General features: G+C 71.6%; 24 protein-coding genes. 10 read left to right on the top strand and 14 right to left on the bottom strand.

Annotation, left to right across the window (positions count from 1 at the left end):
* Together VLJ82_RS19930 and VLJ82_RS19925 are read right to left on the bottom strand one after the other, a co-directional pair.
* Nucleotides 1-1,119: a dipeptidase gene (locus VLJ82_RS19930; RefSeq protein ID WP_408665115.1), complete on the bottom strand. Its 1,119-nt coding sequence runs from the start codon at nucleotides 1,117-1,119 to the stop codon at nucleotides 1-3.
* On the bottom strand, nucleotides 1,116-1,769 hold the full coding sequence (locus VLJ82_RS19925) for an MBL fold metallo-hydrolase (RefSeq protein WP_408665114.1): 654 nt from the start codon (nucleotides 1,767-1,769) through the stop codon (nucleotides 1,116-1,118). Before VLJ82_RS19925 ends, VLJ82_RS19930 begins: the two co-directional genes overlap by 4 nt.
* A 45-nt stretch (nucleotides 1,770-1,814) precedes the next feature.
* Here VLJ82_RS19925 and VLJ82_RS19920 point away from each other — a divergent pair, with 45 nt between their 5' ends.
* Nucleotides 1,815-3,161, top strand: a complete 1,347-nt coding sequence (locus VLJ82_RS19920) for a cryptochrome/photolyase family protein (protein ID WP_408665113.1) — start codon at nucleotides 1,815-1,817, stop codon at nucleotides 3,159-3,161.
* A gap of 52 nt (nucleotides 3,162-3,213) precedes the next feature.
* Here the strand turns inward: VLJ82_RS19920 and VLJ82_RS19915 are convergent, their stop codons facing one another.
* The 7 genes from VLJ82_RS19915 to pdxH all read right to left on the bottom strand — a co-directional run bounded on the left by VLJ82_RS19915 (nucleotide 3,214) and on the right by pdxH (nucleotide 9,789).
* The gene (locus VLJ82_RS19915) at nucleotides 3,214-3,927 is read right to left on the bottom strand and encodes a B3/B4 domain-containing protein (protein WP_408665112.1); all 714 of its coding nucleotides are present in this window, start codon (nucleotides 3,925-3,927) and stop codon (nucleotides 3,214-3,216) included.
* An 82-nt stretch (nucleotides 3,928-4,009) separates the two neighbouring features.
* Nucleotides 4,010-4,411, bottom strand: a complete 402-nt coding sequence (locus VLJ82_RS19910) for a hypothetical protein (protein ID WP_408665111.1) — start codon at nucleotides 4,409-4,411, stop codon at nucleotides 4,010-4,012.
* Between the two features lie 17 nt (nucleotides 4,412-4,428).
* Nucleotides 4,429-5,010 carry a MarR family transcriptional regulator gene (locus VLJ82_RS19905; protein WP_408665110.1) on the bottom strand — a complete coding sequence of 194 codons (582 nt, stop codon included), beginning with the start codon at nucleotides 5,008-5,010 and terminating at the stop codon, nucleotides 4,429-4,431.
* A gap of 50 nt (nucleotides 5,011-5,060) precedes the next feature.
* Complete coding sequence (locus VLJ82_RS19900) at nucleotides 5,061-6,797, bottom strand: ArnT family glycosyltransferase (RefSeq protein WP_408665109.1); 1,737 nt, start codon at nucleotides 6,795-6,797, stop codon at nucleotides 5,061-5,063.
* Between the two features lie 84 nt (nucleotides 6,798-6,881).
* Complete coding sequence (locus VLJ82_RS19895) at nucleotides 6,882-7,763, bottom strand: aldose 1-epimerase family protein (RefSeq protein ID WP_408665108.1); 882 nt, start codon at nucleotides 7,761-7,763, stop codon at nucleotides 6,882-6,884.
* Complete coding sequence (locus VLJ82_RS19890) at nucleotides 7,760-9,094, bottom strand: MFS transporter (RefSeq protein WP_408665107.1); 1,335 nt, start codon at nucleotides 9,092-9,094, stop codon at nucleotides 7,760-7,762. The genes VLJ82_RS19895 and VLJ82_RS19890 overlap by 4 nt, the downstream gene beginning before the upstream one ends.
* A complete protein-coding gene (gene pdxH, locus VLJ82_RS19885; protein ID WP_408665106.1) occupies nucleotides 9,091-9,789 on the bottom strand; it encodes a pyridoxamine 5'-phosphate oxidase in 699 nt (232 codons plus the stop codon). Before pdxH ends, VLJ82_RS19890 begins: the two co-directional genes overlap by 4 nt.
* A 189-nt stretch (nucleotides 9,790-9,978) precedes the next feature.
* Between pdxH and VLJ82_RS19880 the strand changes: the two genes are divergently transcribed.
* From VLJ82_RS19880 to VLJ82_RS19870, 3 genes are all read left to right on the top strand, one after another.
* A complete protein-coding gene (locus tag VLJ82_RS19880) occupies nucleotides 9,979-11,085 on the top strand; it encodes a citrate synthase 2 (protein WP_408665105.1) in 1,107 nt (368 codons plus the stop codon).
* Nucleotides 11,086-11,153: 68 nt separating this feature from the next.
* Entirely contained in the window at nucleotides 11,154-12,467 is a 1,314-nt protein-coding gene (locus VLJ82_RS19875; protein ID WP_408665104.1) for a D-arabinono-1,4-lactone oxidase, read from the top strand.
* 29 nt (nucleotides 12,468-12,496) lie between these two features.
* Nucleotides 12,497-13,132 (top strand): NYN domain-containing protein, encoded by a 636-nt coding sequence (locus VLJ82_RS19870; RefSeq protein ID WP_408665103.1) that lies wholly within the window; start codon nucleotides 12,497-12,499, stop codon nucleotides 13,130-13,132.
* 160 nt (nucleotides 13,133-13,292) lie between these two features.
* On the opposite strand, the gene VLJ82_RS19865 is transcribed toward VLJ82_RS19870, so the two are convergent.
* Together VLJ82_RS19865 and VLJ82_RS19860 are read right to left on the bottom strand one after the other, a co-directional pair.
* On the bottom strand, nucleotides 13,293-13,673 hold the full coding sequence (locus VLJ82_RS19865; protein WP_408665102.1) for a type II toxin-antitoxin system VapC family toxin: 381 nt from the start codon (nucleotides 13,671-13,673) through the stop codon (nucleotides 13,293-13,295).
* Nucleotides 13,670-13,897, bottom strand: coding sequence for an AbrB/MazE/SpoVT family DNA-binding domain-containing protein (locus VLJ82_RS19860; protein ID WP_408665120.1), 228 nt, complete (start codon nucleotides 13,895-13,897; stop codon nucleotides 13,670-13,672). Before VLJ82_RS19860 ends, VLJ82_RS19865 begins: the two co-directional genes overlap by 4 nt.
* A 128-nt stretch (nucleotides 13,898-14,025) precedes the next feature.
* On the opposite strand from VLJ82_RS19860, the gene VLJ82_RS19855 reads away from it, so the two are divergent.
* Both VLJ82_RS19855 and VLJ82_RS19850 read left to right on the top strand, forming a co-directional pair.
* The gene (locus VLJ82_RS19855; protein WP_408665101.1) at nucleotides 14,026-14,541 is read left to right on the top strand and encodes a putative immunity protein; all 516 of its coding nucleotides are present in this window, start codon (nucleotides 14,026-14,028) and stop codon (nucleotides 14,539-14,541) included.
* Nucleotides 14,542-14,642: 101 nt separating this feature from the next.
* Complete coding sequence (locus VLJ82_RS19850; RefSeq protein WP_408665100.1) at nucleotides 14,643-15,143, top strand: hypothetical protein; 501 nt, start codon at nucleotides 14,643-14,645, stop codon at nucleotides 15,141-15,143.
* A gap of 74 nt (nucleotides 15,144-15,217) precedes the next feature.
* Here VLJ82_RS19850 and VLJ82_RS19845 read toward each other — a convergent pair whose 3' ends face one another.
* Both VLJ82_RS19845 and VLJ82_RS19840 read right to left on the bottom strand, forming a co-directional pair.
* On the bottom strand, nucleotides 15,218-15,652 hold the full coding sequence (locus VLJ82_RS19845) for an SgcJ/EcaC family oxidoreductase (RefSeq protein ID WP_408665099.1): 435 nt from the start codon (nucleotides 15,650-15,652) through the stop codon (nucleotides 15,218-15,220).
* Between the two features lie 95 nt (nucleotides 15,653-15,747).
* Entirely contained in the window at nucleotides 15,748-17,163 is a 1,416-nt protein-coding gene (locus tag VLJ82_RS19840) for an aldehyde dehydrogenase family protein (protein WP_408665098.1), read from the bottom strand.
* Nucleotides 17,164-17,299: 136 nt separating this feature from the next.
* Between VLJ82_RS19840 and serC the strand changes: the two genes are divergently transcribed.
* The 4 genes from serC (at nucleotide 17,300) to VLJ82_RS19820 (ending at nucleotide 23,599) form a co-directional block, all read left to right on the top strand.
* Nucleotides 17,300-18,430 carry a phosphoserine transaminase gene (gene serC, locus VLJ82_RS19835; RefSeq protein ID WP_408665097.1) on the top strand — a complete coding sequence of 377 codons (1,131 nt, stop codon included), beginning with the start codon at nucleotides 17,300-17,302 and terminating at the stop codon, nucleotides 18,428-18,430.
* An 87-nt stretch (nucleotides 18,431-18,517) separates the two neighbouring features.
* Complete coding sequence (gene sepH / locus VLJ82_RS19830; protein WP_408665096.1) at nucleotides 18,518-19,807, top strand: septation protein SepH; 1,290 nt, start codon at nucleotides 18,518-18,520, stop codon at nucleotides 19,805-19,807.
* A 64-nt stretch (nucleotides 19,808-19,871) separates the two neighbouring features.
* Nucleotides 19,872-21,683 carry an ABC transporter ATP-binding protein gene (locus tag VLJ82_RS19825; RefSeq protein WP_408665095.1) on the top strand — a complete coding sequence of 604 codons (1,812 nt, stop codon included), beginning with the start codon at nucleotides 19,872-19,874 and terminating at the stop codon, nucleotides 21,681-21,683.
* A complete protein-coding gene (locus tag VLJ82_RS19820) occupies nucleotides 21,680-23,599 on the top strand; it encodes an ABC transporter ATP-binding protein (protein WP_408665094.1) in 1,920 nt (639 codons plus the stop codon). Before VLJ82_RS19825 ends, VLJ82_RS19820 begins: the two co-directional genes overlap by 4 nt.
* Here VLJ82_RS19820 and lon read toward each other — a convergent pair.
* On the bottom strand, nucleotides 23,596-25,347 hold a 1,752-nt coding region (lon, locus tag VLJ82_RS19815), incomplete at its 5' end, for an endopeptidase La (RefSeq protein ID WP_408665093.1). The two genes, VLJ82_RS19820 and lon, sit on opposite strands and share 4 nt — an antisense overlap.

Below are 25,347 nucleotides of genomic sequence, written 5' to 3'. Positions count from 1 at the left end.
CTACCGGGAGGTGTCTGCGAGCACCCGCAGCAGGTTCTCGCCGGTCAGCGCCGCGAGCTCCACCTCCGACCACTTGCGGCCCATCAGCTCGGCGATCAACGCCGGGTAGCCGGTGACGTCCTCCAGCCCCTGCGGCAGCTGGTCGCAGCCGTCGTAGTCGCCGCCGATGCCGACATGGGCGAGCCCGGCGACCTCGCGGACGTGCTCGATGTGGTCGGCCACCTGGGCGACGGTCGCCACCGGCCGCGGGGTGCCGGCCGCCTCGGCACGGGCGATGGCCGCCGTCCAGGCCTGCCAGTCCCCCGGGTCCTCGCCGCGCTCGGCCATCGCCGCCTTCACCTCCACCTCGAAGGCTCGGCACTCCTCGCTGACGAAGTACGGCACGAAGGTCACCATGCACACCCCGCCGTTGCCGGCCAGGCTCGACAGCACGTCGTCGGGCACGTTGCGCACGTGGTCGCAGACCGCCCGGGCCGAGGAGTGGCTGAAGATCACCGGCACGCTGCTGGCCGCCAGCGCGTCGCGCATGGTGTCGGGTGAGACGTGCGACAGGTCCACCAGCACGCCCAGCCGGTTCAGCTCTGCGACCACCTCGCGGCCGAAGTCGTTCAGCCCGCCCAGCACCGGCACGTCGGTGGCCGAGTCCGCCCAGGGCACGTTGTCGTTGTGGGTCAGCGTCAGGTACTTCACGCCCAGGCTCGCCATCGCCCGCAGCACCGCCAGCGAGCAGTCGATGGAATGGCCGCCCTCGGCCCCCATCAGGCTCGCCAGCCGGCCGGCACGCCAGGCCTGCCGGACGTCGTCGGCGGTGCGGGCCAGCACCATCCGGTCCGGATAGCGCTCGGCCATCCGCAGCACCACGTCGATCTGCTCGAAGGTGGCGGTGACCGCCCGCTCGCCGGCCCAGCCGGACGGCACGAACACCGACCAGAACTGCGCGCCGACGCCGCCCTCGGCCAGCCGCACCAGGTCGGTGTGGCTGCGGTCCTGGCGCCGGCCGACGTCATAGGCGTCCAGGTCGTAGTTGACCAGCTCCCGCAACGCGAACGGCAGGTCGTTGTGCCCGTCGATGATCGGGTGGCGGGCGAGCAGCTCACGGGCAGCGTCCAGCGAGCTCATAGCGAAACGCTCTGGCCCGGGTCGAGGTGCTGGTAGCGGGTGGTGCCGTAGAACTGGGCGGCCCGGTCGAGCTGCGTCTCGTAGACGGAGCGGCCGGGGTCGCTGAGCAGGCCGTCGTGGACCTGGAAGGCCCGCGACGCCCGCACCGAGACGGTGAAGTCGATGGCCTCGGCGAGCTTGGACCAGGGCGCGTTGATCGGCACCAGCAGCGCCTCGACCACGGCGTTGGGAACGGTGTAGGAGTCGCCCGGGTGGTAGACCGCGTCGCCGACCAGGTAGCCGACGTTGGCGATCACCGGGATCGAGGAGTGGATCAGCGCGTGCTGGCCGCCGTAGGTGCGCACCTGCAGCCCGCCGGCCACGAAGGACTGGCCCGGCCCGACCGCGGTGACGCGGTCGGCGAGCGCCTGGTTGCCGGCCAGCTGGTCGGCGACCGACTTCGGGGCCCAGATCCGCAGGTCGGCGTTCTGCCCGGCCGCCGCGGCCAGCCGGTCGACGTCGATGTGGTCGGCGTGCTCGTGGGTGATCAGCACCGCGTCGATGTCGGCCAGCGCCTGCGACACGTCGGTGAACACGCCCGGGTCGATGGCCAGCCGCCGGTCGCCGTCGGCGATCCGGACGCAGGCGTGGCCAAACTTGGTCAGCTCCATGCAGGTACTTCACCACATCGGCAGGCGTTCGCCTACCGTCGGGGGATGCCTGCCGTGATGTGGTTCCGCCGCGACCTGCGGCTGTCGGACAACCCGGCGCTGGTAGCCGCCAGCGCGGCCGGCGACCGGTCGGTGCTCGGGGTGTTCGTGCTCGACCCGGCACTGCTGCGGCCGTCCGGCGCGCCGCGGGTGGCGGTGCTGTACCGCACGCTGCGGGCGCTGGACGACCAGCTCGGCGGCAACCTGGTGGTGCGGCACGGCGACCCGGTCCGGGTGCTGCCGGCGCTGTGCCGCGAGATCGGGGCCGAGTCGGTGCACTGCGCGGCCGACTACGGCCCGTACGGCGACCGGCGCGACCAGGCGGTGGCCGACGCGCTGGGCGGCATCGACCTGCACCGGTCCGGCTCGCCGTACGCGGTGGAGCCGGGCAGCGTGCGCAACGGCAGCGGGGAGAACTTCAAGGTGTACTCGGCCTTCTACCGGGCCTGGCGCGAGCACGGCTGGCCGGAGCCGGCCCGCTCGGTACGCCCGAGCTGGGTCGCGGCCCGCTCCGACGGGCTGCCGGACGAGCCGGAGCTGCCGGATGGGCTGCGGCTGCCGAAGGTCGGCGAGGCGGCCGCCCGCCGAGCCTGGCGAACCTTTCTCACCGAGCGGGCCGACAGCTACGCCGACTACCGGGACCGGCCGGACCTGGACCGCACCTCGCACATGTCGGTGCACCTGAAGTGGGGCACCATCCACCCGCGCACCCTGCTCGCGGACCTGTCCGACCGGCACGAGACCTACCGCCGCGAGCTGGCCTGGCGGGAGTTCTACGCCGACGTGCTCCACGCCCGTCCCGACTCGGCCCGGCGGTACTACCACCAGCAGCTGCAGGGACTGCCGTTCGTCACCGGCCGGCTCGCTGAGCAGCGGCTGTCCGCCTGGGCCGCCGGCCGGACCGGCTACCCGATCGTCGACGCCGGCATGCGCCAGCTGCTGGCCGAGGGCTGGATGCACAACCGAGTCCGGATGATCGTGGCGTCCTTCCTGGTCAAGGACCTGCACCTGGAGTGGACCGACGGGGCCCGGCACTTCATGCGCCACCTGGTCGACGCCGACCTCGCCAGCAACGCCCACGGCTGGCAGTGGGTGGCCGGCACCGGAACCGACGCCGCCCCGTTCTACCGGATCTTCAATCCGGTGCTGCAGGGCAGGAAGTTCGACCCGGACGGCGACTACATCCGCCGGTACGTGCCGGAGCTCGCCGGGTTGCCGGCCGGCCGCATCCACGAGCCGTGGCGAGGTCCAGACGGGCTGCCGGCCGGGTACCCGGACCGGATCGTCGACCACGCCGCCGAGCGGGCCGCGAGCCTGGCCGACTACCAGGCGCTGCGTGAGGCGGCCGGCTGAACCACCCGGCCGGCTCCACTACCCGGCCAGCTCTGCTATCCGATCAACCCCACTATCCGGCCAGCTCGGCCGCCGGCGACTGCGGCGTCAGCGACCGCACGCTGACCTGCTCGGCGAACGGTGCCACCAGCTCGGCCAGCTCCTCGCCGGCCGCGGCCACCGCCTTGGTCAGCGCCCGCGAGGCCGCGACCCGTTCCAGCACGAAGACGATGGCGGTGGAGTCCTCGTCCACCTTGGTGCGCTCGGAGTCGCGGTAGTTCCAGTGCCGGGTCAGTACCTCCGAGCCCGCGGCGTAGACCACCTCGCCCGGCCGGGGCTGCTCGACGGAGTCCGGCTCGCCGAGCGGGGTGAAGGAATCACCCGCGCGGGCAAGCCTGATCTCGATCGGACCGGGCAGCTTCGCCAGGTCGAAGGCACCGGCCGGCACCCGGTGCCGGATCGACACCAGGTTGTAGGCATCCACGGCGGGAGTGATGCGCGGCAGCCGGCCGGAACCGGCCAGCCGGCGCAGCAGCGCGTACACGCTGGGCCGCATCCGGCGCGGGTTGGTGCCGAAGCTGCGGAACGCGGCGAACCACGAGCTGATCGCCTCCTCGTCCTCGGTGGGCGCGGCGAACCGGCCCGACTCGACGAGGCCTTCCAGTTCGGCCAGCTCGGCGTCCAGGTGCGGCCAGACCTCCCGGTTGCGCACCCCGGTGGCCGTGACCAGCCGGATCTCGAAGTCCGGAAAGGCGGCGACCACCGCGTCGTCGACGGATATCCGCATGGGTTGAACTCTGGCCTTCCAGCTGCGGCGGGCACGGACCGGCTCACCGTACTGCACCGTTGGAATGTATTGGGGCGAGCAGTCAGAGCGCAGTTCGAACAGCTTCGATGATCGCTTCGGCGTGGGCGAGATCTGCGGTGAGTTCAGCATGGCCTATGGCGATGTCGTCGTACTCGGCCTTGTTGCGCCGACGCCGCATGCGCTGGAATTCTCCTACGCTCGGGCTGGCGATGACCGCCTCGGCGTAGGTGCCGACCGCCTCGTGAGCACCGGCGATAGCGCGAACCCGATAGCCGGCGGCGAGCATGTGCGCGGTTACCGCGATCCGCGCGGCGTCGTAGCTGACCACGTAGGCCACCTCGACGTCGAAGGCGGCTATCTTGCGCGCCGCTTCGAGCTTCTCCTCAGCACGGACCAGACGCAGCAGTGCACTCGGCCGATCAGCAGGTACTTGCTCGATACGCCGTGCGGTGATCAGTGCCATGACGGCGGAAGGCACCGTCATTGCAGCACGTCCAGTTCGACCACCGGCTGTGACTTCAGGTGAGCGACGAAGCCGGTCTGGCTGTTGTCCCACTCGTCGGGGCTCAGCATGGTCACATTGACATCCCGGCCGAGCGTGCGCGATGCCTGATCGGCGCCTGCGCGGATCTCGGCGAGGTCGCCGGTGCCGATGACCATGAGGTCGACATCCTGGGGAAGCGGGCCTGCTTCCCCGTGGTAGCGGCGTGCCCATGAGCCGTAGATCAGTGCGCGATCGATGCCGCGAAGCCCGCGGAACAGTCTCTCCAGGACCGCCTTGGGACCGATCGTCTTGAGCAAGATCGAGTGGAGCTCGTCGAAGATCGGCGAGGTCGAGTTGGCCCAGACACTGCGCCGGCCACTTCGTAGCTCGGTCTCGAGAAGGCCGGCCTCGACCAACCGGTCGACCTCCCGCGCGACTGTAGGCTGGGGACGGCCCGATCGCTCGACCAGCTCGGCGATCGCGAAATGTCGATCCGGCTCCAGATACGTGGCGCCGAGGATCTGCAGCTGCGTGTCGCTGCGGAAGATCGGCGCAAGCGGTGGCGGTGCGGTACTCACACAACGCATTGTTCCATGCGTTGTGTGTATAGACAAGGCTCACCGACCAGTCAGCAACCGGTGACCAGCTGCACCACCGGTTGGGCTCGGATCTCGTCCGCCGTCGGCGCTTGCAGCGGACCACTCGCCAGGTAGAGGCGTGCCAACCGGTCGGTGCGCACCAGCCGCAACGAACCGGACCGCAGGTTCGTCACGACGAACGCACGGACCACCGGATCGGAGACGGTGTGGCAGCGCGGCTGCCCGATCAGGACGGTGTCGATGCCTTGGAAATCCTTGGGCAAACGCAGGTACACCGGCGCCGTCCCGGTGAACGTCGCCACCTCGATCCGCTGGAATCCTGTCGTCAACACCGCGCCGTGCAGGCCGAGCCGGGCGCGTATTCCGGGCAGCGCGACCGGACCGTCCCGCGGCAAGCGCGCGACCCGGTCGAGCTGCCCGACCGACGGGACCACGATCGCTACCAGCGCGCCGGCGGCCGCCAGGCCCGCGGTGCCGCGCGCCAACCGTTGCCGCAAGCCGGGGGGTCGTACCTGCCCGGCCAGCCGCGCGAGCTCCCAGCAGCCCAGCGCCGAGAGCGCCACCGCGGCCGGTGTCCAGAGCGTCCAGTAGAAGGGCAGCACCACCCCGGCCAGCCAGCAGTGGAAGATCAGCGGCGCGACCAGCGAGGCGACCAACCAGCCGACCAGCCGGTCCCGGCGCAGCACCACGGCGGCCAGCATGGCCAGCGGCAGCGCCCAGCTCAGCATCGGCCCGACCCCGTGACCGGCGAACCACAGGTTCGTCCACCATGGCGGATGGCTGGCCAACCGCCCGTCGAAGCCGACCGTGTGCCCGTTGCGGGAGTGCCGGGACTGGAAGCGGTACAGGTAGCCGATCCGCCCTGCCGGATCGCCGAAGGGCAGGTAGCAGCAGAGGAAAGCCCCCGCCGCCGCGACTACCGCGCTGAGTGCCTGCAGCAGCCGGACCAGTAGCGCGGTCAGCGGGTGCCGCGACCACACCAGGCCGGCCGCCACCGGCACCACCAGGCCGAGGAAGCCATTCTCCTTGCTGGCACTGGCCAATCCGGTACCGATGCCGGCAGCGACCGCCAGCACCCAGGCCCGCCAACCGGAATGCCGGAACCAGTACCACCCCAGCGCGAGCGAGCCGACCACGAAGAACCCGGCGACCGGGTCGAGCATCGCGGCCCGGCCGAACCGGGTGACCTGCGGGGTCACGCTCATCGGGATCAGCGCCAGCGTGCCGCCGGCCAGCAATCCCGCCCACCGGTTGACCGCGGCGCCCAGCCAGAGGCACAGGATCAGTGCGGTGCCCACCGTGCAGCACGCGCTGACGGCCCGTGCGGCGCCGATGTCCGGCCGGCCCCGGACGAGTTCGGCGAGGCCGAAGAGCACTTTCGCCAGCGGTGGATGCTCGAAGTTGTTCAGCACCGAGGTCCGTTGCGTGGCGGGAAGGGAGTTCCAGTGCAGGTACCGCCACGAGACGTTGGCGTACAGGGCCTCGTCGACCTGGATCGGTGCCCGCGAGAGCCGGTAGAAGTTCTCGAAGACCGCCGCGGCGGCAACGATGCTCGACGACAGCAGGAAGGCTGGCGTGCCGAGGTGCGGCCGCCTGCCGCCGGAGCCGGCTGTCGGAGCGAGCGGCGGGCCGTCGGGCTCTGCTGTGCCGACGCCGCGCGTCGGCCGCCCGGCGGTCGGGCCGGCCGGCCCCGGCGAGGGCGCTGCGAGGGCAGGAAGAACGTTCGCACACCAGGAGATCGCGCCTGCTCTCGCCGTTTGCCTCACATGGGCAAGATGCTTGGGAGCGCTTAATTGTTGACGATTAGTTTGTCTTTATGCATCCGGGTCTCGCACCGGAGGGGCTCGGCCTCAGGCCAGCCGGATGCCCCAGCTGCCGCTCCACCGCTCACCGGGCTCCAGCCGGACCAGCGCCTCGCCGGTGTTGAAGGCGTTGGCCGGGCAGCTCATCGGCTCGATGGCCACCGCATTGCGGCCGGGCAGCACGGACGGCGGCGTGAACACCTGCAGGTAGCGATAGGCGGCGTCCCAGTACAGCTCGACGGTCCGCTGCTCGGTGCGCAGCACCGCCACCGAGCCGGTCAGCTCCGCGTAGCCCTGGTCCAGCCGTACGCTGCCGATCGGCCGCAGCTGCCGGAAGTCGTACGGGCTGCCCTCGACCGGACGCCGGCCGGTGGGGATCTGCCGGGCGTCGGTGTCGAGCATCGCCGCCGCCGGCACCAGCAGCTCGGCGGTGTCGTAGTCGTGCCCGCCCAGGTCCAGGTACGGATGGCAGCCGGCCCCGAACGGCGCCGGGGCCGAGCCGGTGTTGACCGCTTCGAGCCGCACCCGCAGCCCGTCGGCGTCCACCGCGTAGGTCACCTCCAGGTGCAGCGGGAACGGGTAGCCGGTCTGGGGCACCAGGTCGTGCGCCAGGGTCACCGACGAGGCGTCCTGCCGGACCGGCGTCCAGCGCACCCACCGGACCAGGCCGTGGGTGGCGTTCCCCCGGGCGGGTTCGGTGAGGGCCAGCTGGTAGTCCACGCCGTCGAAGCGGTACTGGCCAGCGGCGATCCGGTTCGGCCACGGCAGCAGCACCGCACCGGACGACTTGGGCGGCAGCGCGTCCGGGGGGTTGTCCACCGTCACCGGCAGCCCGTCATGCCACAGCCCCGCGAGGTTGGCACCCACCTCGGCCAGCTCCGCGCGGTAGCCGCCGCCGGTTATCTGGTACCGCCTGCTGCCGGGACTCATGGGCCCGACGCTAGCGAGTCGGCCCCGGCCGGGAGCTGCCGGGCGTCGTAGTGCCAGAACGAGCGGACCGCCCGGGCCGCCACCAGCACGCCGCCGGCGCACAGCAGGCCGCCGCCCACCCAGGACAGCGTCACCGAGGTCAGCGACGCGGTGGCGCCGGCCCGCAGGTCGCCCAGCCGCGGGCCGCCGGCCACCACCACCACGAACACCCCTTGCATCCGGCCGCGCATCTGGTCGGGGGCGTAGGTCTGCAGGATGGTCTGGCGGTACACCGCGCTGATCAGGTCGGCGGCGCCGGCCACTGCCAGCAGCAGCACTGCCAGCCACAGCTGGTGGGCCAGGCCCGCCGCGGCCACCGCCAGTCCCCACATCACCACCGCCCCGGTCAGGCTCACACCCTGCCGGCGCACCCGGCCGATCCAGCCGCCGGACAGCCCCGCCAGCACCGAGCCGATCGCGACCGCCGCGTACAGCGGGCCGACCTGGCCGTGCCAGCGGTCGGCGGCCGCCTGCGGGTAGAGCGCGCGGGGCATCGCGAACACCATCGCCACAATGTCGACTCCGAACGACATCATCAGCACCGGACGGGAGGAGATGAACCGCAGGCCGTCCAGTACCGAGCGCAGCCCGGCCGGGGGCGACTGGCCGTCCGGTGGGATCCGGGGCAACCGGACGGCGGCGTACATGGCCAGGGTGAACAGGATGGAGTCGACGGCGTAGGCGTAGCCGAAGCCGTGCGGCCGGGTGACCAGCGCACCCGCGATCAGCGGCCCGATCACCTGGCCGACGTTGCCGACCGTGAAGGTCAGGGTGTTGGCGGCCGGCACCAGCTCGGTGGGCACGATCCGCGGGATGATCGCGCCGCGCGCCGACGAGGCGACGGCGAAGAAGCCGGACTGCACCGCGACCAGGGCCAGGATCAGCGGGACGCTGCCGATCCCGGCCAGCGTCTGGGCCAGCAGGCCGACCGTGCAGGCCCAGCTGCCCAGCGAGCTCACCACCAGCAGCGTGCGCCGGTCGATCACGTCCGCGATCGCCCCGCCGTACAGGCCGAAGACCACCAGCGGCAGCAGGCCGACCAGCCCGACCAGGCCGACCTGCAGCGAGGAGTGCGACAGCGCCCAGACCTGCACCGGAACGGCTACCGCGGTGAGCATCGAGCCGATGAACGAGGTGCCCTGGCCCAGCACCTGCCGCCGGAACGGGGCGATCCGCAGCGGAGAGGTGTCGATGGCGTGCTGGCGCAGCCAGCCGGTGGCGGCTTCCGGCTGGGTCTCGTCGACGGCGCCGGCAACCGTTTCGGCAGGCTCGGGGGTGGCCTGCGAGGTCACGGGCCGAGCCGCTCGATCACCCACCGGTCGGCGGCCGGGTCTGCCAGCCGGTAACGCAGCCGGTCGTGCAGCCGGAACTCCCGGCCCTGCCAGAACTCCGCCTCGGTGACCGCAATGCGGTAGCCGCCCCAGTGCGGCGGCGGGCTGATCTCGCCGTCGCCGAAGCGCTCGGTGACCTCGGCCAGCCGCCGGTCCAGCTCGGCCCGGCCGGCGATCGGCTCGGACTGCGGTGAGGCCCAGGCCGCCAGTTGCGCCCCGCGCGGCCGGCTGGCGAAGTAGCGGGCGGTCTCGGCCCGCTCCACCTTGGCCACCGGCCCGCGCAGCCGGACCTGGCGTTCCAGCGGCAGCCAGGAGAACAGCGCCGCGGCCACCGGGTTGTCCGCCAGCTGCCGGCCCTTGGCCGAGGAGTAGTTGGTGTAGAACACCACGCCGGCCTCGTCGAAGCCGCGGGCCAGCACGGTCCGCAGGTCGGGCCGGCCGGCGGCGTCGGCGGTGGCGACCTGCATGGCGTTGGGCTCGCCGATCCGCTCGTCGGCGATCGCCTGGCCGAACCAGATCCGCAGCTGCTCGAGCCAGGTCGGCGCCAGCACGTCCTCGCTCAGCTCGCCGGACAGGTAGGAGCGGCGGGTGCCGGCCAGCCGCGCCAGCGGATCTCCGGCGTCGTTCCCGGCAGCGGAGTTGGCGGGGTCGGTCACCCTGTCATTGTTCCAGCCCGGCCGGGCAGCGTCCCGGTGACCAAGGCGACTCCCGGGTGTCTGCCCCCGCAGCCGGGGTATGGGTCACAATGGAAGTGGTCGGTGCGCCCCTGCCGGGTGCGGCCGCCGGACGCGCGAACCGTCCCGCCGGGCGGGACGGTGAGCTGACAAGCGATCGGAGTCAGTTGCATGCCAGACGATTTCAGCCCCGGACTTGCGGGGGTCATCGCGTTCGAAACCGAGATCGCCGAGCCGGACAAGGACGGCGGGGCGCTGCGGTACCGAGGCGTCGACATCGAGGAACTGGTGGGCCACGTCACGTTCGGCAACGTCTGGGCGCTGCTGGTGGACGGCAAGTTCGGTCCCGGCCTGCCGCCGGCCGAGCCGTTCCCGATCCCGGTGCACACCGGTGACGTCCGGGTCGACATGCAGGCCGCGCTGGCGATGCTCTCCCCGATCTGGGGCTACCGGCCGCTGCTGGACATCTCCGACGACGAGGCCCGCGAGCAGGCCGCCCGGGCCTCGGTGATGGCGCTGTCCTACGTCGCCCAGTCCGCCCGCGGCATCGGGCTGCCGGCCGTCCCGCAGTCGCGCATCGACAAGTCCCGCACCATCGTGGAGCGCTTCATGGTGCGCTGGCGGGGCGAGCCGGACCCGCGGCACATCGACGCGGTGGACGCCTACTTCGTCTCGGCCGCCGAGCATGGCATGAACGCCTCCACCTTCACCGCCCGGGTGATCGCCTCCACCGGCGCGGACGTGGCCGCGGCCCTGTCCGGTGCCATCGGTGCGATGTCCGGCCCGCTGCACGGCGGCGCGCCGGCCCGGGTGCTGCCGATGCTGGAGGAGGTCGAGCGCACCGGTGACGCCCGCAAGGTGGTCAGCACCATCCTCGACCGCAAGGACCGGCTGATGGGCTTCGGGCACCGGGTCTACCGGGCCGAGGACCCCCGGGCCCGGGTGCTGCGGCGTACCTGCAAGGAGCTCAACGCCCCGCGCTACCAGGCGGCCGAGGCACTGGAGCAGGCCGCGCTGGCGGAGCTGCGCGAGCGGCGGCCGGACCACCCGATCGAAACCAACGTCGAGTTCTGGGCCGCGGTGATCCTGGACTTCGCCGAGGTGCCGCCGCACATGATGCCGGCGTTGTTCAGCTGCGCCCGGACCGCGGGTTGGGCCGCGCACATCATGGAGCAGAAGAAAACCGGCCGGCTGGTCCGGCCGTCGGCCCGCTACGTCGGCCCCGAGCCGCGCAGCCCGAAGGACGTCGAGGGCTGGGACAACATCTCCCACACCTGATCCCCCGCCGCGCCGCGGCATACCTCGACGCGCCGATCTCCGCCGGGCGTTCTATAGTCGCGGAAATCATGGGCAGACAGGCTTCTTCGGGCTGGCGCAACTGGTCCAACACCTATGCGGTGACGCCGGCCAGGATCGAGTACCCGGCCACCCCGGACGAGGTGGTCGAGGCGGTGTGCCGCGCCGCCGACGACGAGCTGTCGATCAAGGCGGTCGGGTCGGGGCACAGCTTCACCGACATCGCGGTCACCCGCGGGGTGATGCTGAACCTGGGCAAGCTGACCGGCATCAGCTACGCCGACCGGCACACCGGCGTGGTCACGGTGGGTGCCGGCACCGTGCTGGCCGACCTCAACGTGGCGCTGTGGCAGCTCGGGCTGTCGCTGCCTGGCATCGGCGACATCGACGCCCAGACCGTGGCCGGGGCGATCGCGACCGGCACCCACGGCAGCGGCCGGCGGATCGCCGGCCTGGCCAGCCAGGTCCGCTGCCTGCAGCTGGTCACCGCCGACGGCAAGCTGCTGGAGTGCTCCGCAGAGAACAATCCGGAGCTGTTCGCCGCCGCCCGGGTCGGCCTCGGCGCACTCGGCATCGTCACCGCGGTGACGTTGCAGTGCGAGCCGGCCTTCGTGCTGCGGGCGGTCCAGGCGCCCGGCGACTACGACGACCTGCTCGAGGTGATCGAGAACCTGGAACGGCACGACTACTTCGAGTTCTACTGGTTTCCGCACACCCGGCGGGTGTTGACCAAGGTGCAGACCCGGCTGCCCGGCGACACCCCGCTGCAACCGCTGGGCCGGCTGCGCGGCTGGCGGGACGACCAGTTGCTGGCCAACACCGTCTTCGGTGCGCTCAACCGGCTCACCTCGTCGCGGCCGGGCCTGACCGGCAGCGCCAACCGGATCGCGGCCCGGACCTTCACCGAGCGGCAGTACACCGACCGCGCCTACCGGGTGTTCTCCTCCGAGCGCCGGGTGGTCTACCGGGCGATGGAGTACGCCGTTCCGCTGACCGATCTGGCCCACGTGCTGGACGAGATCGACAGCTGGCTGGAGCACAGCGGCGAGCAGGTCAGCTTTCCGGTGCAGGTGCGGTTGTCGGCCGCCGACAACATCCCGCTGTCCCCGTCGTTCGGCCGGGAGAGCTGCCACGTCGCGGTGCGCCAGTACCACCTGCGCCCGCACGAGACCTACTTCTCCGCGGTGGAGGCGATCACCCGCGAGGTCGGCGGCCGGCCGCACTGGGGCAAGCTGCACTACCGCACCGCCGAGGACCTGGCACCGGCCTACCCGCTGTTCTCCGAGTTCCTCGAGGTACGCGACCGCTACGACCCGGACCGGCGGTTCGGCAACGACTACCTGCGGCGGGTGCTGGGCAGCTAACCAGACATCAGACGGTAGCGTGCGTGGTGATGGCACCGAAGACCAACATCTACGTGGACGGCTTCAACCTCTACTACGCGCTGCGCAAGACTCCCTACAAATGGCTCGACCTCGGTCGTCTGTTCCGCCAGATGTTTCCGAGCAACGACATCCAGCGAATCCGCTACTGTACGGCCCGCATAAAGGCTCGACCCGGCGATCCCACAGGACCCGATCGGCAGGACGCGTATCTGCGAGCCCTCTCAACCGTCCCTGGCCTCGAAACCCATTTCGGGACCTTTCTCGCTTCCAAGACCTATGCCCGCCTAGTCACCCCACCACCGCCGCCGGCTCCGCCTACCGTTCGAGTGCACAAGATGGAGGAGAAGGGTTCCGATGTGAACCTTGGAACCTGGATGGTGATCGACGCGTACGAGAACGATTGCGACGTTGCCGTCCTCGTCACCAACGACTCCGACCTCGCCTTTCCCATGCAGGTCGTCTCACAGCGAATAGGCCACCCGGTCGGCATTGTCAATCCGTTCGGAGCGCGCACCAGCCAGGCGTTGCTGAGGCAGCAGCCTGCCTTCAAACGTGACCTGAGCCACCGTGATTTTGCAGCAGCGCAGTTTCCGCCTGTTGTCATGGTCAACGGTCGTCCGGTAACCAAGCCGCGCAGCTGGTAGCTAAGGCCCAAAAGCGGAAGCCCCGCACTGGGCGGGGCTTCGCGTCCCAGCCGCAGAACGACTGGGGGGTTATGGGGCAAGATTACCTCAGGAACCTGCCGCACACCACTCGTCGGTCGGTTCGGCTCAGGATTGACTCCGACTTCTCACCCTAGTTGGGCTATCGGAGCAACCGAACCCGGATCGGCAGGTCTAGCTCGGCCCAGGCAGGATCAGCCGTCAGCACCTCGGGTGGGTCGCTTCGTACCGTCAGGGCCAGGCAACAGCGATCGCCGAGCGACAGGGAGTGACCGCCGGCCAGTGAGCGCAGCGCGCCGGCCAGCTCGGCGTCCTGTTCCAGCAGCGGCTCGATCGTCACGCCGGCGGCGGCGAGGAGTTCCCGCACCCGAACGACCTCGATGTCGGCATCGACCAGCTTGCCGATGACCTCGGCGAGGTTTGCAGCGCCTAGAACCGCCGAGTCAAGGCTCGCGGCGACCAGGTCCGCACCTGGTTCGTCCTGCACCAGGGCCAGGATCGCGGATGCGTCCAGGACCGTCATTCGGTGCTGGCAGCGAGGCGGCGCTCGGCTAGCAGCTCATCGACGAGGGATCGTCCCTTGGGCAGTCCTTTACCGAGTTGGCGCAGCTCGGCGACGGCGTCCTGCTGCCGTTCGATCACCAGACGCGGCCCGGACAGGTGCAGGTGCAGCCGATCGCCCGGCACCAGCCCGAGCGCGGCCCGGACCTCGGCAGGTATCACCAGGCGGCCCTGCTTCCCCAGCACCAATGTGGCATGCATTCTTAAATCATGCCACGATTAGTAACAGTCTGCCACAGCAGCAGTTAGCTCGCTACTCGTCGGCCTGACCGGAGCCGCAGCTGAATCCGCGTAGGGGTGGTAGGAGTGGAGCCGTGATCCTTCCGGCGGTCCGGGACCCACGGCTGGTGACGGTTCGCCGCGGCGGGACACTCACCGACCCCGATCATCATCTCCTGGCTGTGTGGGCGGCAGCCTGCGCGGAGCACGTCCTGGGGCTCTTCGAGGTGGCGCGACCCCAGGATCCTCGACCGCGGAACGCGATCGAGAGCGCCCGCGCCTGGGCGCGTGGCGAGATTCCGATGATGCGGGCTCGCGCGGCGGGTGGCCATGCGATGGGTGCGGCCAGGGACCTGCGCGGGGCCGCAAGGTTTGCCGCCTACGCCGCCGGGCAGGCCGCCGTCGTCGCGCATGTCGCTGCGCACGACCTCGGCGCTGCCGCCTATGCGATCAAGGCAGTACGTGCTGCCGCGCCTGCGGGCGAGGAGCAGGCTGCCGGACGGCGTGAGTGCCGCTGGCAGCGGGACCAGCTTCCGGACGCGATCCGCGAACTCGTGCTCGCCGATCAGTTGCTGCGCAACGAGATCTGCTGGTCCGTGTTCGACTGCTGAAGCTTCGTAGGTTCCCTCACCGTCGTGCCATGCCCTCTCGGCGGATGGATTCTCCGGTTATTCGTGCGGGTCTTCGGCCAGGGCTTCCGCATACTTGGGCAATGCCACGACAGACATCGACGTTCGCGCTGGGGTATGCGCTACACCGTCGCACTGTCTTCGTGGGGAACGGAACGCGGCATCCCGAATCGCCTTTTCTCGATTTCGTCCTCGACGGCGAGCCTCTGACGGCGCGCATACCCGAGTGGGGCGATAGCGTCACCCCGTTGAACCGAGCATGGCTTCCGGCAGTGCCGCGGGCGATCGACGAACTGCTGGGACGCCGCCCTTCGCCTGGTCTCGCCGCGAGCCGGGTTGCCCTCCTGGTGTGTGGCGAATGCGGCGACCTCGGATGCGGCGCGATGACAGCCGCGCTTCAGGTGGAGGCCAATTCGGTCAGCTGGGCCGACTTCCTGGGGGAGAACGGTTACTCGGAGCCGTGGCCCGTCGAGGGCGCTCCGGAGGCAGTCACGTTTTCCCGAGGCGAGTACGAAGCAACACTGCGCGGCGCGTACGAACGCCTGGCGGCCCTGCCGTCGGCCCACCGCCGGCGCAGCCGGTGATCAGGCCTGGCCGTAGCGGCAGCCAGGCCTGATCACGATCCGGCGGGAATCAGCGTCCCGAATACCCAGGCCGATCAGTTGGCCGGGTCGCGCGGGCAGTTCTGGTAGACCGCCAGCAGCCACTTGCGGTTGCGCTTGACCAGGATCCAGGACGCCCGGATGGCCTCGGAGGCCGGCAGTTCCGTCTCGCCGGCGGGAATCACACCGCCCTGGGTGATCAGCGCGACCGCCCGGGCGTGCAGCGGCTTGATCTCGATCGGGGCGCCGGTGACCCGGGTGCCCTTGTACGGCCCGGCGAACGCCTCTTTCATGAACGCGCGGATGTCGTTGCGGCCCTTCTTGTACAGGCCCGGCAGCATCATCGTGCCGTCCTCGATGAACAGCTCGGCGAAGGCGTCGGCATCGTGGGCCGCCCAGGCCGCGATCATCCGGGCCGGCACCGCTGCGATCGCCTGCTGGTCGGCGGCGGTGGGAATGGCACTGGCGGGAGGTGCCGTGGTCGCAGTCATGAGTCATTCTCACTTTCGGTCGGTCAGTGCTAGGAAAAAGCAAACAGCGCACCGGCCGGGGCTTGGCCTGCCGGCTGCTCCCCACGACCGTCGCATCAGTCGGAGACCGGTGCACCTTCGCCATTGCGAACTGGCCGGCTCAGCACCTGCAGGTCGGTGTAACCGGACAGCCCGTTCCCCGGTCCGAGAACGGCCGGGTGACCGCTGAGCGGGTCCGGACGGATCCCGCCGGCGTGGTCGTTGACCGCCACCCGCCTGGCCTCCAGCCGGGCTGCCACCGCGGCCGCCCGGTCGGAGTCCGGTGACCACACCGACGCGGCCAGCCGGTAGCCGGTGCCGTTGGCGCGCCGCACCGCCTCGTCCAGGTCGCGGTAGCCGATCACCGGCAGCACCGGCCCGAACTGCTCCTCGTCCACCACCCGGACTCCGTCGGACACCCCGGCCAGGATGGTCGGCGCGAAGAAGTAACCCGGCCGGCGCAGCTGCGTGCCACCGGCCGCGGCCACCGCCCCGCGCGCCAGCGCGTCGCGCACCAGTTCCGCGATCCGGTCGAGCTGCGGCCGGGTGCCGACCGGGCCGAGCTGGCTGGTCCGCTGGCTGCCGTTGCCGACCCGCACCGCACGGGCCCGGGCGGCCAGCGCCTCGACCATCGCCCGGTACCGCGACCGGGCCACGTACACCCGCTTGACCGCCCGGCAGCGCTGGCCGTTGTTGGCGAACGCGGCCCAGAACAGCGCGTCGGCGATCGCCTCCGGATCGGCGTCGTCCAGCACGATCGCGGGGTCGTTGCCGCCGAGCTCCAGCGTCACCCGCCGCAGCGCCGCCCCGGCGGCCGTGGCCACCCAGCGCCCGGTGGCCGTCGAGCCGGTGAAGCTGACCATGCGCGGCGTCCGGTGGGTGACCAGCTGGGCTCCCAGCGGCTCCGGCCCGCTGACCACGTTCAGCACCCCGGGCGGCAGCACCTCGCTCAGCAGCCGGCCGAGCTCCAGGGTGGCCAGCGGGGTGTAGGGCGAGGGCTTGAGCACCATGGTGTTGCCGGCCCGCAGCGCGGGCGCGATCTTCTCCACCGCCAGCCCGACCGGGTTGTTCCGCGCCGGAATCGCCGCCACCACCCCGAGCGGCCGGTGCAGCACCTCGGCCACCGCGCGCCGGTCGCGCACCACCTGCCGGGGGATGTCCAGGCCGGCGTAGTAGCGCAGCCAGCGGCTGGCGGCCCGCACCTCGGCGACCGCCTCCGAACGGGTCTTGCCCTGCTCCGCGGTGACCAGCCGGGCAAGCTCGGCCACCGACGCCAGGACCGTGGCGGCCGCCTCGCCCAGCACTGCACGCCGGACGTCGTCCGCGCGGCTCCAGATCGGAAAGGCCCGCGCCGCCGCCATCATCGCCCGGTCCAGCTGCTCGGGCGTGCACGCCGGCGCCCTGGCGACGACCCGCGCGGTGGCCGGATTGACCACCCCGAAATCGGCGCCACCGACCTGAACCCCGTCGATGGTCATGGCGTAGTCGGCCATCGGGGTCCTCTCGGCACGCCCCTGCCACCCGCTGCCGGACGCCGGGGGTCGGCAGCGAGCATGTTCTGCCCGGCCGGCCGGTGCAGCTTCCTGCGTGCGCAGTTCTGCCCGCCGGGGCGGCTGGAAGAATGGCGCGGTGAGCTCCGAACCGTTCCCGGTGATCCCCGCCGACCTGCTGCCCGCCGACGGCAGGTTCGGCTCCGGACCGTCCAAGGTGCCAGCCGACCTGCTGCGCAGCTTCGGCGAGCGGGCCGGCCGGGTGCTGGGCACCTCGCACCGCCAGCCGCCGGTGAAGTCGCTGGTCGGCCGGATCCGGGTCGGGTTGGACCTGCTGTTCCGGCTGCCGCCCGGTTACCAGGTGGTGCTGGGCAACGGCGGCTCGACCGCCTTCTGGGACGCCGCCGCATTCGGCCTGGTCCGGCAGCGCAGCCAGCACGTCAGCATCGGCGAGTTCTCGGCCAAGTTCGCCGCCGTCACCCGCGGCGCGCCGTTCCTGGCCGAGCCGAGCGTCCGGACCGCAGAGCCGGGCACGGCGGCCTATCCGGAGTACGAGCCCGGCGTCGACGCCTACGCCTGGCCGCAGAACGAGACCTCGACCGGCGTGATGCTCGACGTCCGGCGGGTGCCCGGCGCCGGGCCCGACGCCCTGCACCTGGTGGACGCCACCTCGGCGGCTGGCGGCCTGCCGGTCGACGTCGGGCAGAGCGACGTCTACTACTTCGCGCCGCAGAAGGGCTTCGCCGGCGAGGGCGGCCTGTGGATCGCCTTCTTCTCCCCCGCCGCGGTGGACCGGGTCGCCGAGCTGCGCGGCTCCGGGCGCTGGATCCCGCCGTCGCTGGACCTGGCCACCGCGCTGGACAACAGCGCCAAGGACCAGACCTACAACACCCCGGCGATCGCCACCCTGTGGCTGCTGGCCCACCAGGTCGAGGACCTGCTGCACCGCGGCGGGCTGGCCTACAGCACCGGACGCAGCGCCGAGTCGGCCGCCCGGCTGTACTCCTGGGCCACCGCGTCGAGCTTCGCAACTCCGTTCGTGGCCGACCCGGCCTTCCGCAGCTCGGTGGTGGGCACCATCGACTTCGTCGCCGAGGTGCCGGCCGACCGGCTGGCCAAGGCGCTGCGGGCCAACGGCATCGTCGACACCGAGTCCTACCGGGGCCTGGCCCGCAACCAGCTGCGGATCGGGATGTACCCGGCGGTGGACCCCGACGACATCTCGGCGCTGACCGCCTGCATCGACTGGCTGGTACCCCGGTTGACCTGACCGGCTACAGCGGGCGGTGCACATCTCGCCGGCTGTCGCACGGCGTGGACAGTCCCGATCTGCCGCCGGTGACCGTATCGTCGCGGCATGCGAGAGCTGCGTCTGGTCGGTCCCGGAGAGGATGGCGCGACCCTGGTGGTGGAAGCGATCGACGCAGGCACCCTGGAGGGCGAGCGGTTCACCCTGGCACTGGACCAGCGGCTGCGCACCATGGCCACCGAGCCGCCCCCGCAGCAGTCGGACTCCGAGCCGGCCGAGAGCAAGGGCCCGACCCCGACGCCCCGCGAGATCCAGGTGCGGGTCCGGGCCGGCGAGAGCGCCGAGGCGCTGGCTGCCGATGCCGGCATTCCGCTGGAGCGAGTGATGCGGTTCGCCCTGCCGGTGCTGCAGGAACGCATCCGGGTCACCGACGAGGCCCGCCGGGCCCGGGCCAGACGGAGTGCCGACGGCCTGCTGGTGCCGTTCGGCGAGCTGGTCGACGGCCGGCTGGCGCGGCACGGCGTCGACCCGTCCGCGGCACGCTGGGACGCCTACCGGCGCGAGGACGGCGGCTGGACGGTCACCGCGGAGTTCACCAGCCCGCGTGAGCGCACCGTGCTCGCCAAGTTCTCCTTCGCCCTGCTGAACCGCACCGTCTCGGCGCTGGAGGACATCGCGGCCGATCTGCTGTCGGACCGGCCGGTGCAGGCGTTGCTGGTGCCCCCGCCGCCGGTCGTCGAGGAGCCACCCACCGAGCCGTCCGCTGCCGACTGGGCGCCGGACTGGGACGCCGCGCCCCTGCCGCCGCGGCTGACCGCCGTGCCCAATCCGAGCCGCGCGGAGACGCCGCGGCCCCAGGAAGCCAGCCCCGCGGTGCGGCCGCCGTCGCGCCGGCAGAAGGCGCATACCCGGCCGGTCCCGGTTGCCGCCGACGATGAGCTGTTCGATCAGGATGCCTTCGAGCAGCAGCCCTGGCACGAGCCGCCGCTGCCGTTCGAGACCGGCACCGCGTCCGCCAGGCCGCCCCGCCACGCTCGGCAATCGGCAGGCGACGCGGCGAGCTCCGAGGCAGTTCTGCCGGCCCAGCCGGACCTCGCCACGGGCGCCGAGCGGGCGGGCGCGCAGGGCTCCCCCGCTCCCGAGCAGCTGGACCTGGCGCCGGCCGAGGAGTCGGTCGAGCCGGCAAGCCCGCACCGTGCCCCCTCGGCGCCGGCGGCAACCGGCGGCGCCGGGAACGACGACGAGGTCAGCCACCCCGCGCCGGCCCATGACGACCTCGTCGGCGCCCGGGCGGGCGCCGGTGACCCGCAGGGCAAGCGCGGCCGGCGCTCGGGCGAGAAGCCGCGGATGCCGTCCTGGGACGACATCCTGCTCGGCGTGCGGCACAAGTCCGACTGAGCCGAGCGGGGCGGCGCTAAAACAATTCGCCCATTGTCGGTGCCCCGTCGTAGGGTGAATCACCGTGGCACTAGGGGCGGACGACGCATCAGCGGCCGGCTCCTCAGCCGGATCGCACGCCTCGGTGCGCGACCTGCTGCGACTGTGGCCCTGGCTTCGGCCCTACCGCGGGTACCTGATTTTCATGCTGGTGGTCGCCACCCTGGCCATGGTCGTCCAGTCGGTGCTGCCGATCATCACCGCGGCCCTCATCGACGGGCCGATCGCCCGGCACGAGACCTCCGGGATGTATCCGTTGATCGGGCTGGCGTTGCTGTTCGGCGTCCTGGAGGCGGTGCTCTTCGGCATCCGCCGCCGGGCGATGAACATCAGCTCGCTGGCCATCGAGACCGATCTGCGGCGCGACTTCTACCAGCATCTGCAGCGACTTCCCGTCGCCTTCCATGACCGCTGGCCCTCGGGCCAGCTGCTGTCCCGGGTGACCAGCGACCTGAGCATGCTGCGCCGGTTCGTCGGCTTCATGGCGGTCTTCGTGGTGGCCAACCTGGCCGTGATCGTCGTGGTGCTGGGCCTGCTGATCCGGCTGGATCCGGTGCTGGGCATCGCGGTGTGCCTGGTGATGCTGCCGCTGGGCATCGCCACCCGGCACTTCGAGCGGCGCTACAACATCGAGGCCCGCAAGGCGCAGGATCTGACGGGCGACCTGGCCACCGGCGTCGAGGAGTCGGTGTTGGGCATCCGTGTCGTGAAGTCCTTCGGCCGGCGCGGGCAGCTGCTGCGGAACTTCACCGGCGACGCCACCCGGTTGCGCGAGGCCGAGCTGGGAAAGAACCGGACGCTGGCCACCCTCTGGACGATCATCGGCACCTACCCGCAGCTGGTGCTGGCCGGCGTGACCTGCTTCGGGGTGTTGGCGGTCGCGCACGGCTCGCTGAGCAAGGGCGATCTGGTCGCGTTCATCACCTTGCAGCTGCGGCTGAACTGGCCGCTGATGGCGATGGGCTGGCTGATCGCGGGCACCGAGGAGACCGTCGCGGCGACGGCCCGGCTGTTCGAGGTGCTCGACACCGCCACCGACATCACCGACCCGCCGACCCCGGCGGCCCTCGACGCGCCGTGGAGCCAGCCGGCCCGGCTGCAGTTCGACAACGTCTCGTTCCGGTTCCCGGGGGCCGACAGCGACACCCTGCACGAGTTGAACCTCGACATCAATCCCGGCGAGACGATGGCGCTGGTCGGACCCACCGGATCGGGCAAGACCGTGCTCACCTCGCTGGTGTCCCGGTTGCACGACGTCACCGGCGGCGCCGTCCGGATCGATGGCGTGCCGGTGGACCAGCTGCGGCTGGAGGAGCTGCGGCGCACGGTCAGCATCGCCTTCGAAGAGGCCACCCTGTTCTCGGCGAGCGTCCGCGAGAACCTCAGCCTCGGCCGGCCGGAGGCTACCGAGGACGAGATCGCCGAGGCGATCGAGATCGCCCAGGCCGGCTTCGTGCACGAGCTGCCGTACGGCTTGGAGACCCGGGTCGGTGAGCAGGGCCTGTCGCTGTCGGGTGGTCAGCGGCAGCGGCTGGCGCTGGCCCGGGCGGTGCTCGGCCGGCCCCGGGTGCTGGTGCTCGACGACCCGCTGTCGGCGCTGGACGTGCACACCGAGGCGCAGGTCGAGAAGGCGCTGCGCCGGGTGCTGGGCGCGACCACCGCCCTGGTGGTGGCCCACCGCGCCTCGACGGTGCTGCTCGCCGACCGGGTCGCGCTGCTCGACGGCGGCCGGATCACCGCGGTCGGCACCCACAGCGAGCTGATGGCCACCAACAGCTCCTATCGGAATCTGCTGTCCCAGGACGCGGCTCACGAGGTCGAGGAGGTGCCGGCGTGAGCACCGAGCTGTCCGGTGACCCCGCCACCGAGCTGCCAGCCGACCCGGCCGGGCAGGCGCCGGTGGTGCCGGTCGTGCAGTGGCGCGGCCGGTATGACCGCAAGGACACCGAGGACGAGCAGGTCGAGCTGCCGCTGAGCCGGCCGCGCCTGGACACCGAGGCCCGGCAGCTGCTGCTGGAGCTGATCCGGCCGTACCGGCGCCAGGTCATCATCCTGCTGGCTCTGGTGATCGGCCAGGTCATCACCACGATGGTGGCGCCGTTGCTGATCGGCAGGGCCATCGACCATGGCCTGCCCGATGCCCTCGACGGCAACTACCGGACCCTGCTGCAGCTGACCGGCGCGCTGTTCACGGCGGCCGCGCTGGCCGGCCTGCTGCAGTGGATCTTCCTGCGCCGGACCGGCGTGGTCGGCCAGGCGGTCCTGTTCGACCTGCGCCGCAAGGTCTTCGACCACACCCAGCGCCTCAGCGTCTCCTGGCACGAGCGGTTCACCTCGGGCAAGGTGATCAGCCGGCTGACCTCCGACGTCGACACCCTGCGCGAGCTGCTGGATTCCAGCCTGGACGGCCTGCTGCTGGCGGTGCTGAACATCGTGGTGATCTCGGTGCTGATGCTGGTGCTCGACCCGTGGCTGGCGCTGATCGCGCTCGCGGCGATGATCCCGCTGTTCCTGCTGTTCCGGTGGTTCTCGGCCCGATCGACGGTGGCCTTCCGGCGCACCCGGGAAACGGTCGCGCTGCTGATCGTGCAGTTCGTCGAGACCTTCAACGGCATCCGGGCGGTGCAGGCGTTCCGGCGCGAGCCCCGCAACGACGCCATCTTCGAGGCCCTCAACAACGACTACCGCGATGCCAACCGCACGGTGTTCGACCTGCACGCGATCTTCATCCCCGGCGTCACCCTGATCGGCAATATCGCGACCGTCGCGGTGCTGTTCGCCGGCGGTTACCGGGTGGCCGAGGGTGGCCTGGCGTTGGGGGTGCTGACGGCGTTCCTGCTGTACCTGCGGGAGTTCTACGGCCCGATGGAGGACGTGGCGATCTTCTTCAACTCGCTGCAGTCGGCGACCGCCGCGCTGGAGAAACTGGCCCTGGTGCTTGCCGAGGAGCCGGCGGTGCCCGAGGCCGCCGACCCGACGCCGTTGCCCCATCCCACAGCCGGTGAGATCCGCTTCGAGTCCGTGGAATTCAGTTACGACCTGAAGGCCGAGCGTCCGGTCACGGTGCTGCATGAGCTCGACCTGTGCATCACCAGCGGGCAGACGGTGGCGCTGGTCGGGGCCACCGGAGCGGGCAAGACCACGATCGCCAAGCTGATCAGCCGATTCTACGACCCCACCGGCGGCAAGGTGCGGCTGGACGGCATCCCGCTGGACCAGCTGTCGGACTCCGACCTGCGGACTGCGGTGGTGATGATCACCCAGGACGGTTTCCTGTTCTCGGGCTCGGTCGCCGACAACATCGCCTTCGGCCGGCCGGGGGCGTCGCGGGCCGAGATCGAGCAGGCCGCCCGGGCGGTGGGGGCGGAGGACTTCATCCGGCGGCTGCCGGCGGGCTTCGACACCGACGTCCGCAAGCGGGGCGGCCGGCTCTCGGCCGGCCAGCGGCAGCTGATCGCCTTCGCCCGGGCGTTCCTCGCCGACCCGGCGGTGCTGATCCTGGACGAGGCCACCTCCAGCCTCGACATCCCCACCGAGCGGGCGGTGCAGCGGGCGCTGCGCACAGTGCTGCGCGGGCGTACCGCATTGATCATCGCGCACCGTCTCTCGACCGTGGCGATCGCCGACCGGGTGCTGGTGCTCGACGCCGGCCGGGTCGTCGAGGACGGCGCCCCGGCCGACCTGATCGCCACCGCGGACGGCCGGTACGCCGCGCTGCACACCGCCTGGCTGGACTCGCTGTGGTCTAGCTAGGCAGCTGCGTGCTCGCTGACCGCGCCGCCGAACGGCTCCAGCGCCAGCTCCAGCACCTCGCGCACGTCGTTGACCGGGTGCACGGTGAGCGCCTGGCGGACCTCGGCCGGCACCTCGTCCAGGTCGGGTTCGTTGCGGCTGGGGATCAGCACGGTGCTGATGCCGGCCCGGTGGGCGGCGAGCAGCTTCTGCTTCAGCCCGCCGATCGGCAGCACCCGCCCGGTCAGCGAGACCTCGCCGGTCATCGCCACGTCGGAGCGAACCAGCCGGCCGGACAGCAGCGAGGCCAGCGCCGTCGTCAGGGTGATGCCGGCGCTCGGGCCGTCCTTGGGCACCGCGCCCGCCGGGAAGTGGATGTGCACCCCGCGGTTGGCGAGCTCGGAGACCGGCAGCCGCAGCTCCGCCCCGTGCGAGCGCAGGTAGGACAGCGCGATCTGCGCCGACTCCTTCATGACCTCGCCGAGCTGGCCGGTCAGCCGCAGCTCGGTCGGGCCGGTCTCGGCATCGGCCAGCGAGGCCTCCACGAACAGCACGTCCCCACCTGCCCCGGTCACCGCCAGGCCGGTCGCCACGCCGGGCACCGCCGTCCGCTCGGCGGTCTCTGGGGTGTGCCGGGGACGGCCGAGGTAGCCGCGCAGGTTGTCCGGTCCCACCGTCACGGCCTCCTCGAGCCCGGCATCGGCCAGCGCCGCCCGGGCGGTGATCTTGCGCAGGGTGCGCGCGATCATCCGTTCCAGGTCACGCACGCCGGCCTCCCGGCTGTACTCGGCAGCCAGCCGGCCCAGCGCCTCGTCGGTGAAGCTCACCTCGGCGGGCGTCAGGCCGGCCCGTTCCAGCTGCCGGGGCACCAGGTGGTCCCTGGCGATGGTGACCTTCTCCGCCTCGGTGTAGCCGTCCAGCTGCACCAGCTCCATCCGGTCCAGCAACGGCCCCGGAATCGAGTCCAGCACGTTCGCGGTCGCCAGGAACAGCACGTCGGACAGGTCCAGCTCCACCTCGAGGTAGTGGTCGCGGAAGGTGTGGTTCTGCGCCGGGTCCAGCACCTCGAGCAGCGCCGCGGTCGGGTCGCCGCGGTAGTCCGAGCCGAGCTTGTCGATCTCGTCCAGCAGCACGACCGGGTTCATCGAGCCGGATTCGGAGATGGCCCGCACGATCCGTCCCGGCAGGGCGCCGACGTAGGTGCGCCGGTGGCCGCGGATCTCGGCCTCGTCGCGCACGCCCCCCAGGGCGACCCGGACGAAGCTGCGGCCCATCGCGCGGGCCACCGACTCGCCGAGCGAGGTCTTGCCCACCCCGGGCGGCCCGACCAGCGCGAGCACCGCGCCGCTGCGCCGGCCACCGACCACGCCCAGGCCACGGTCGGCCCGCCGGCGGCGCACCGCCAGGTATTCGATGACCCGCTCCTTGACGTCGTCCAAGCCCGCGTGGTCGGCGTCCAGCACCGCCCGGGCCTCGCTGATCTGGTAGGAGTCCTCGGTCCGGGTGTTCCACGGCAGTTCCAGGACGGTGTCCAGCCAGGTGCGGATCCAGCCGACCTCCGGTGACTGGTCCGAGGTCCGCTCCAGCTTGTCCACCTCGGCCAGGGCAGCCGTGCGCACCTTGTCGGGCAGGTCGGCGGCCTCGACCCGGGCCCGGTAGTCCTGCTCCTCCGACGCCGGGGCGCCGTTCAGCTCGGCCAGCTCCTTGCGGACGGCGGCCAGCTGCTGGCGCAGCAGGAACTCCCGCTGCTGCTTGTCCATGCCCTCCTG

The organism is Jatrophihabitans sp. (assembly GCF_035474675.1).
GTDB lineage: Bacteria > Actinomycetota > Actinomycetes > Mycobacteriales > Jatrophihabitantaceae > Jatrophihabitans_A.
The sequence above is the reverse complement of the archived record's forward strand: the minus strand, read 5'-3'. Positions and strand labels throughout refer to the sequence as shown.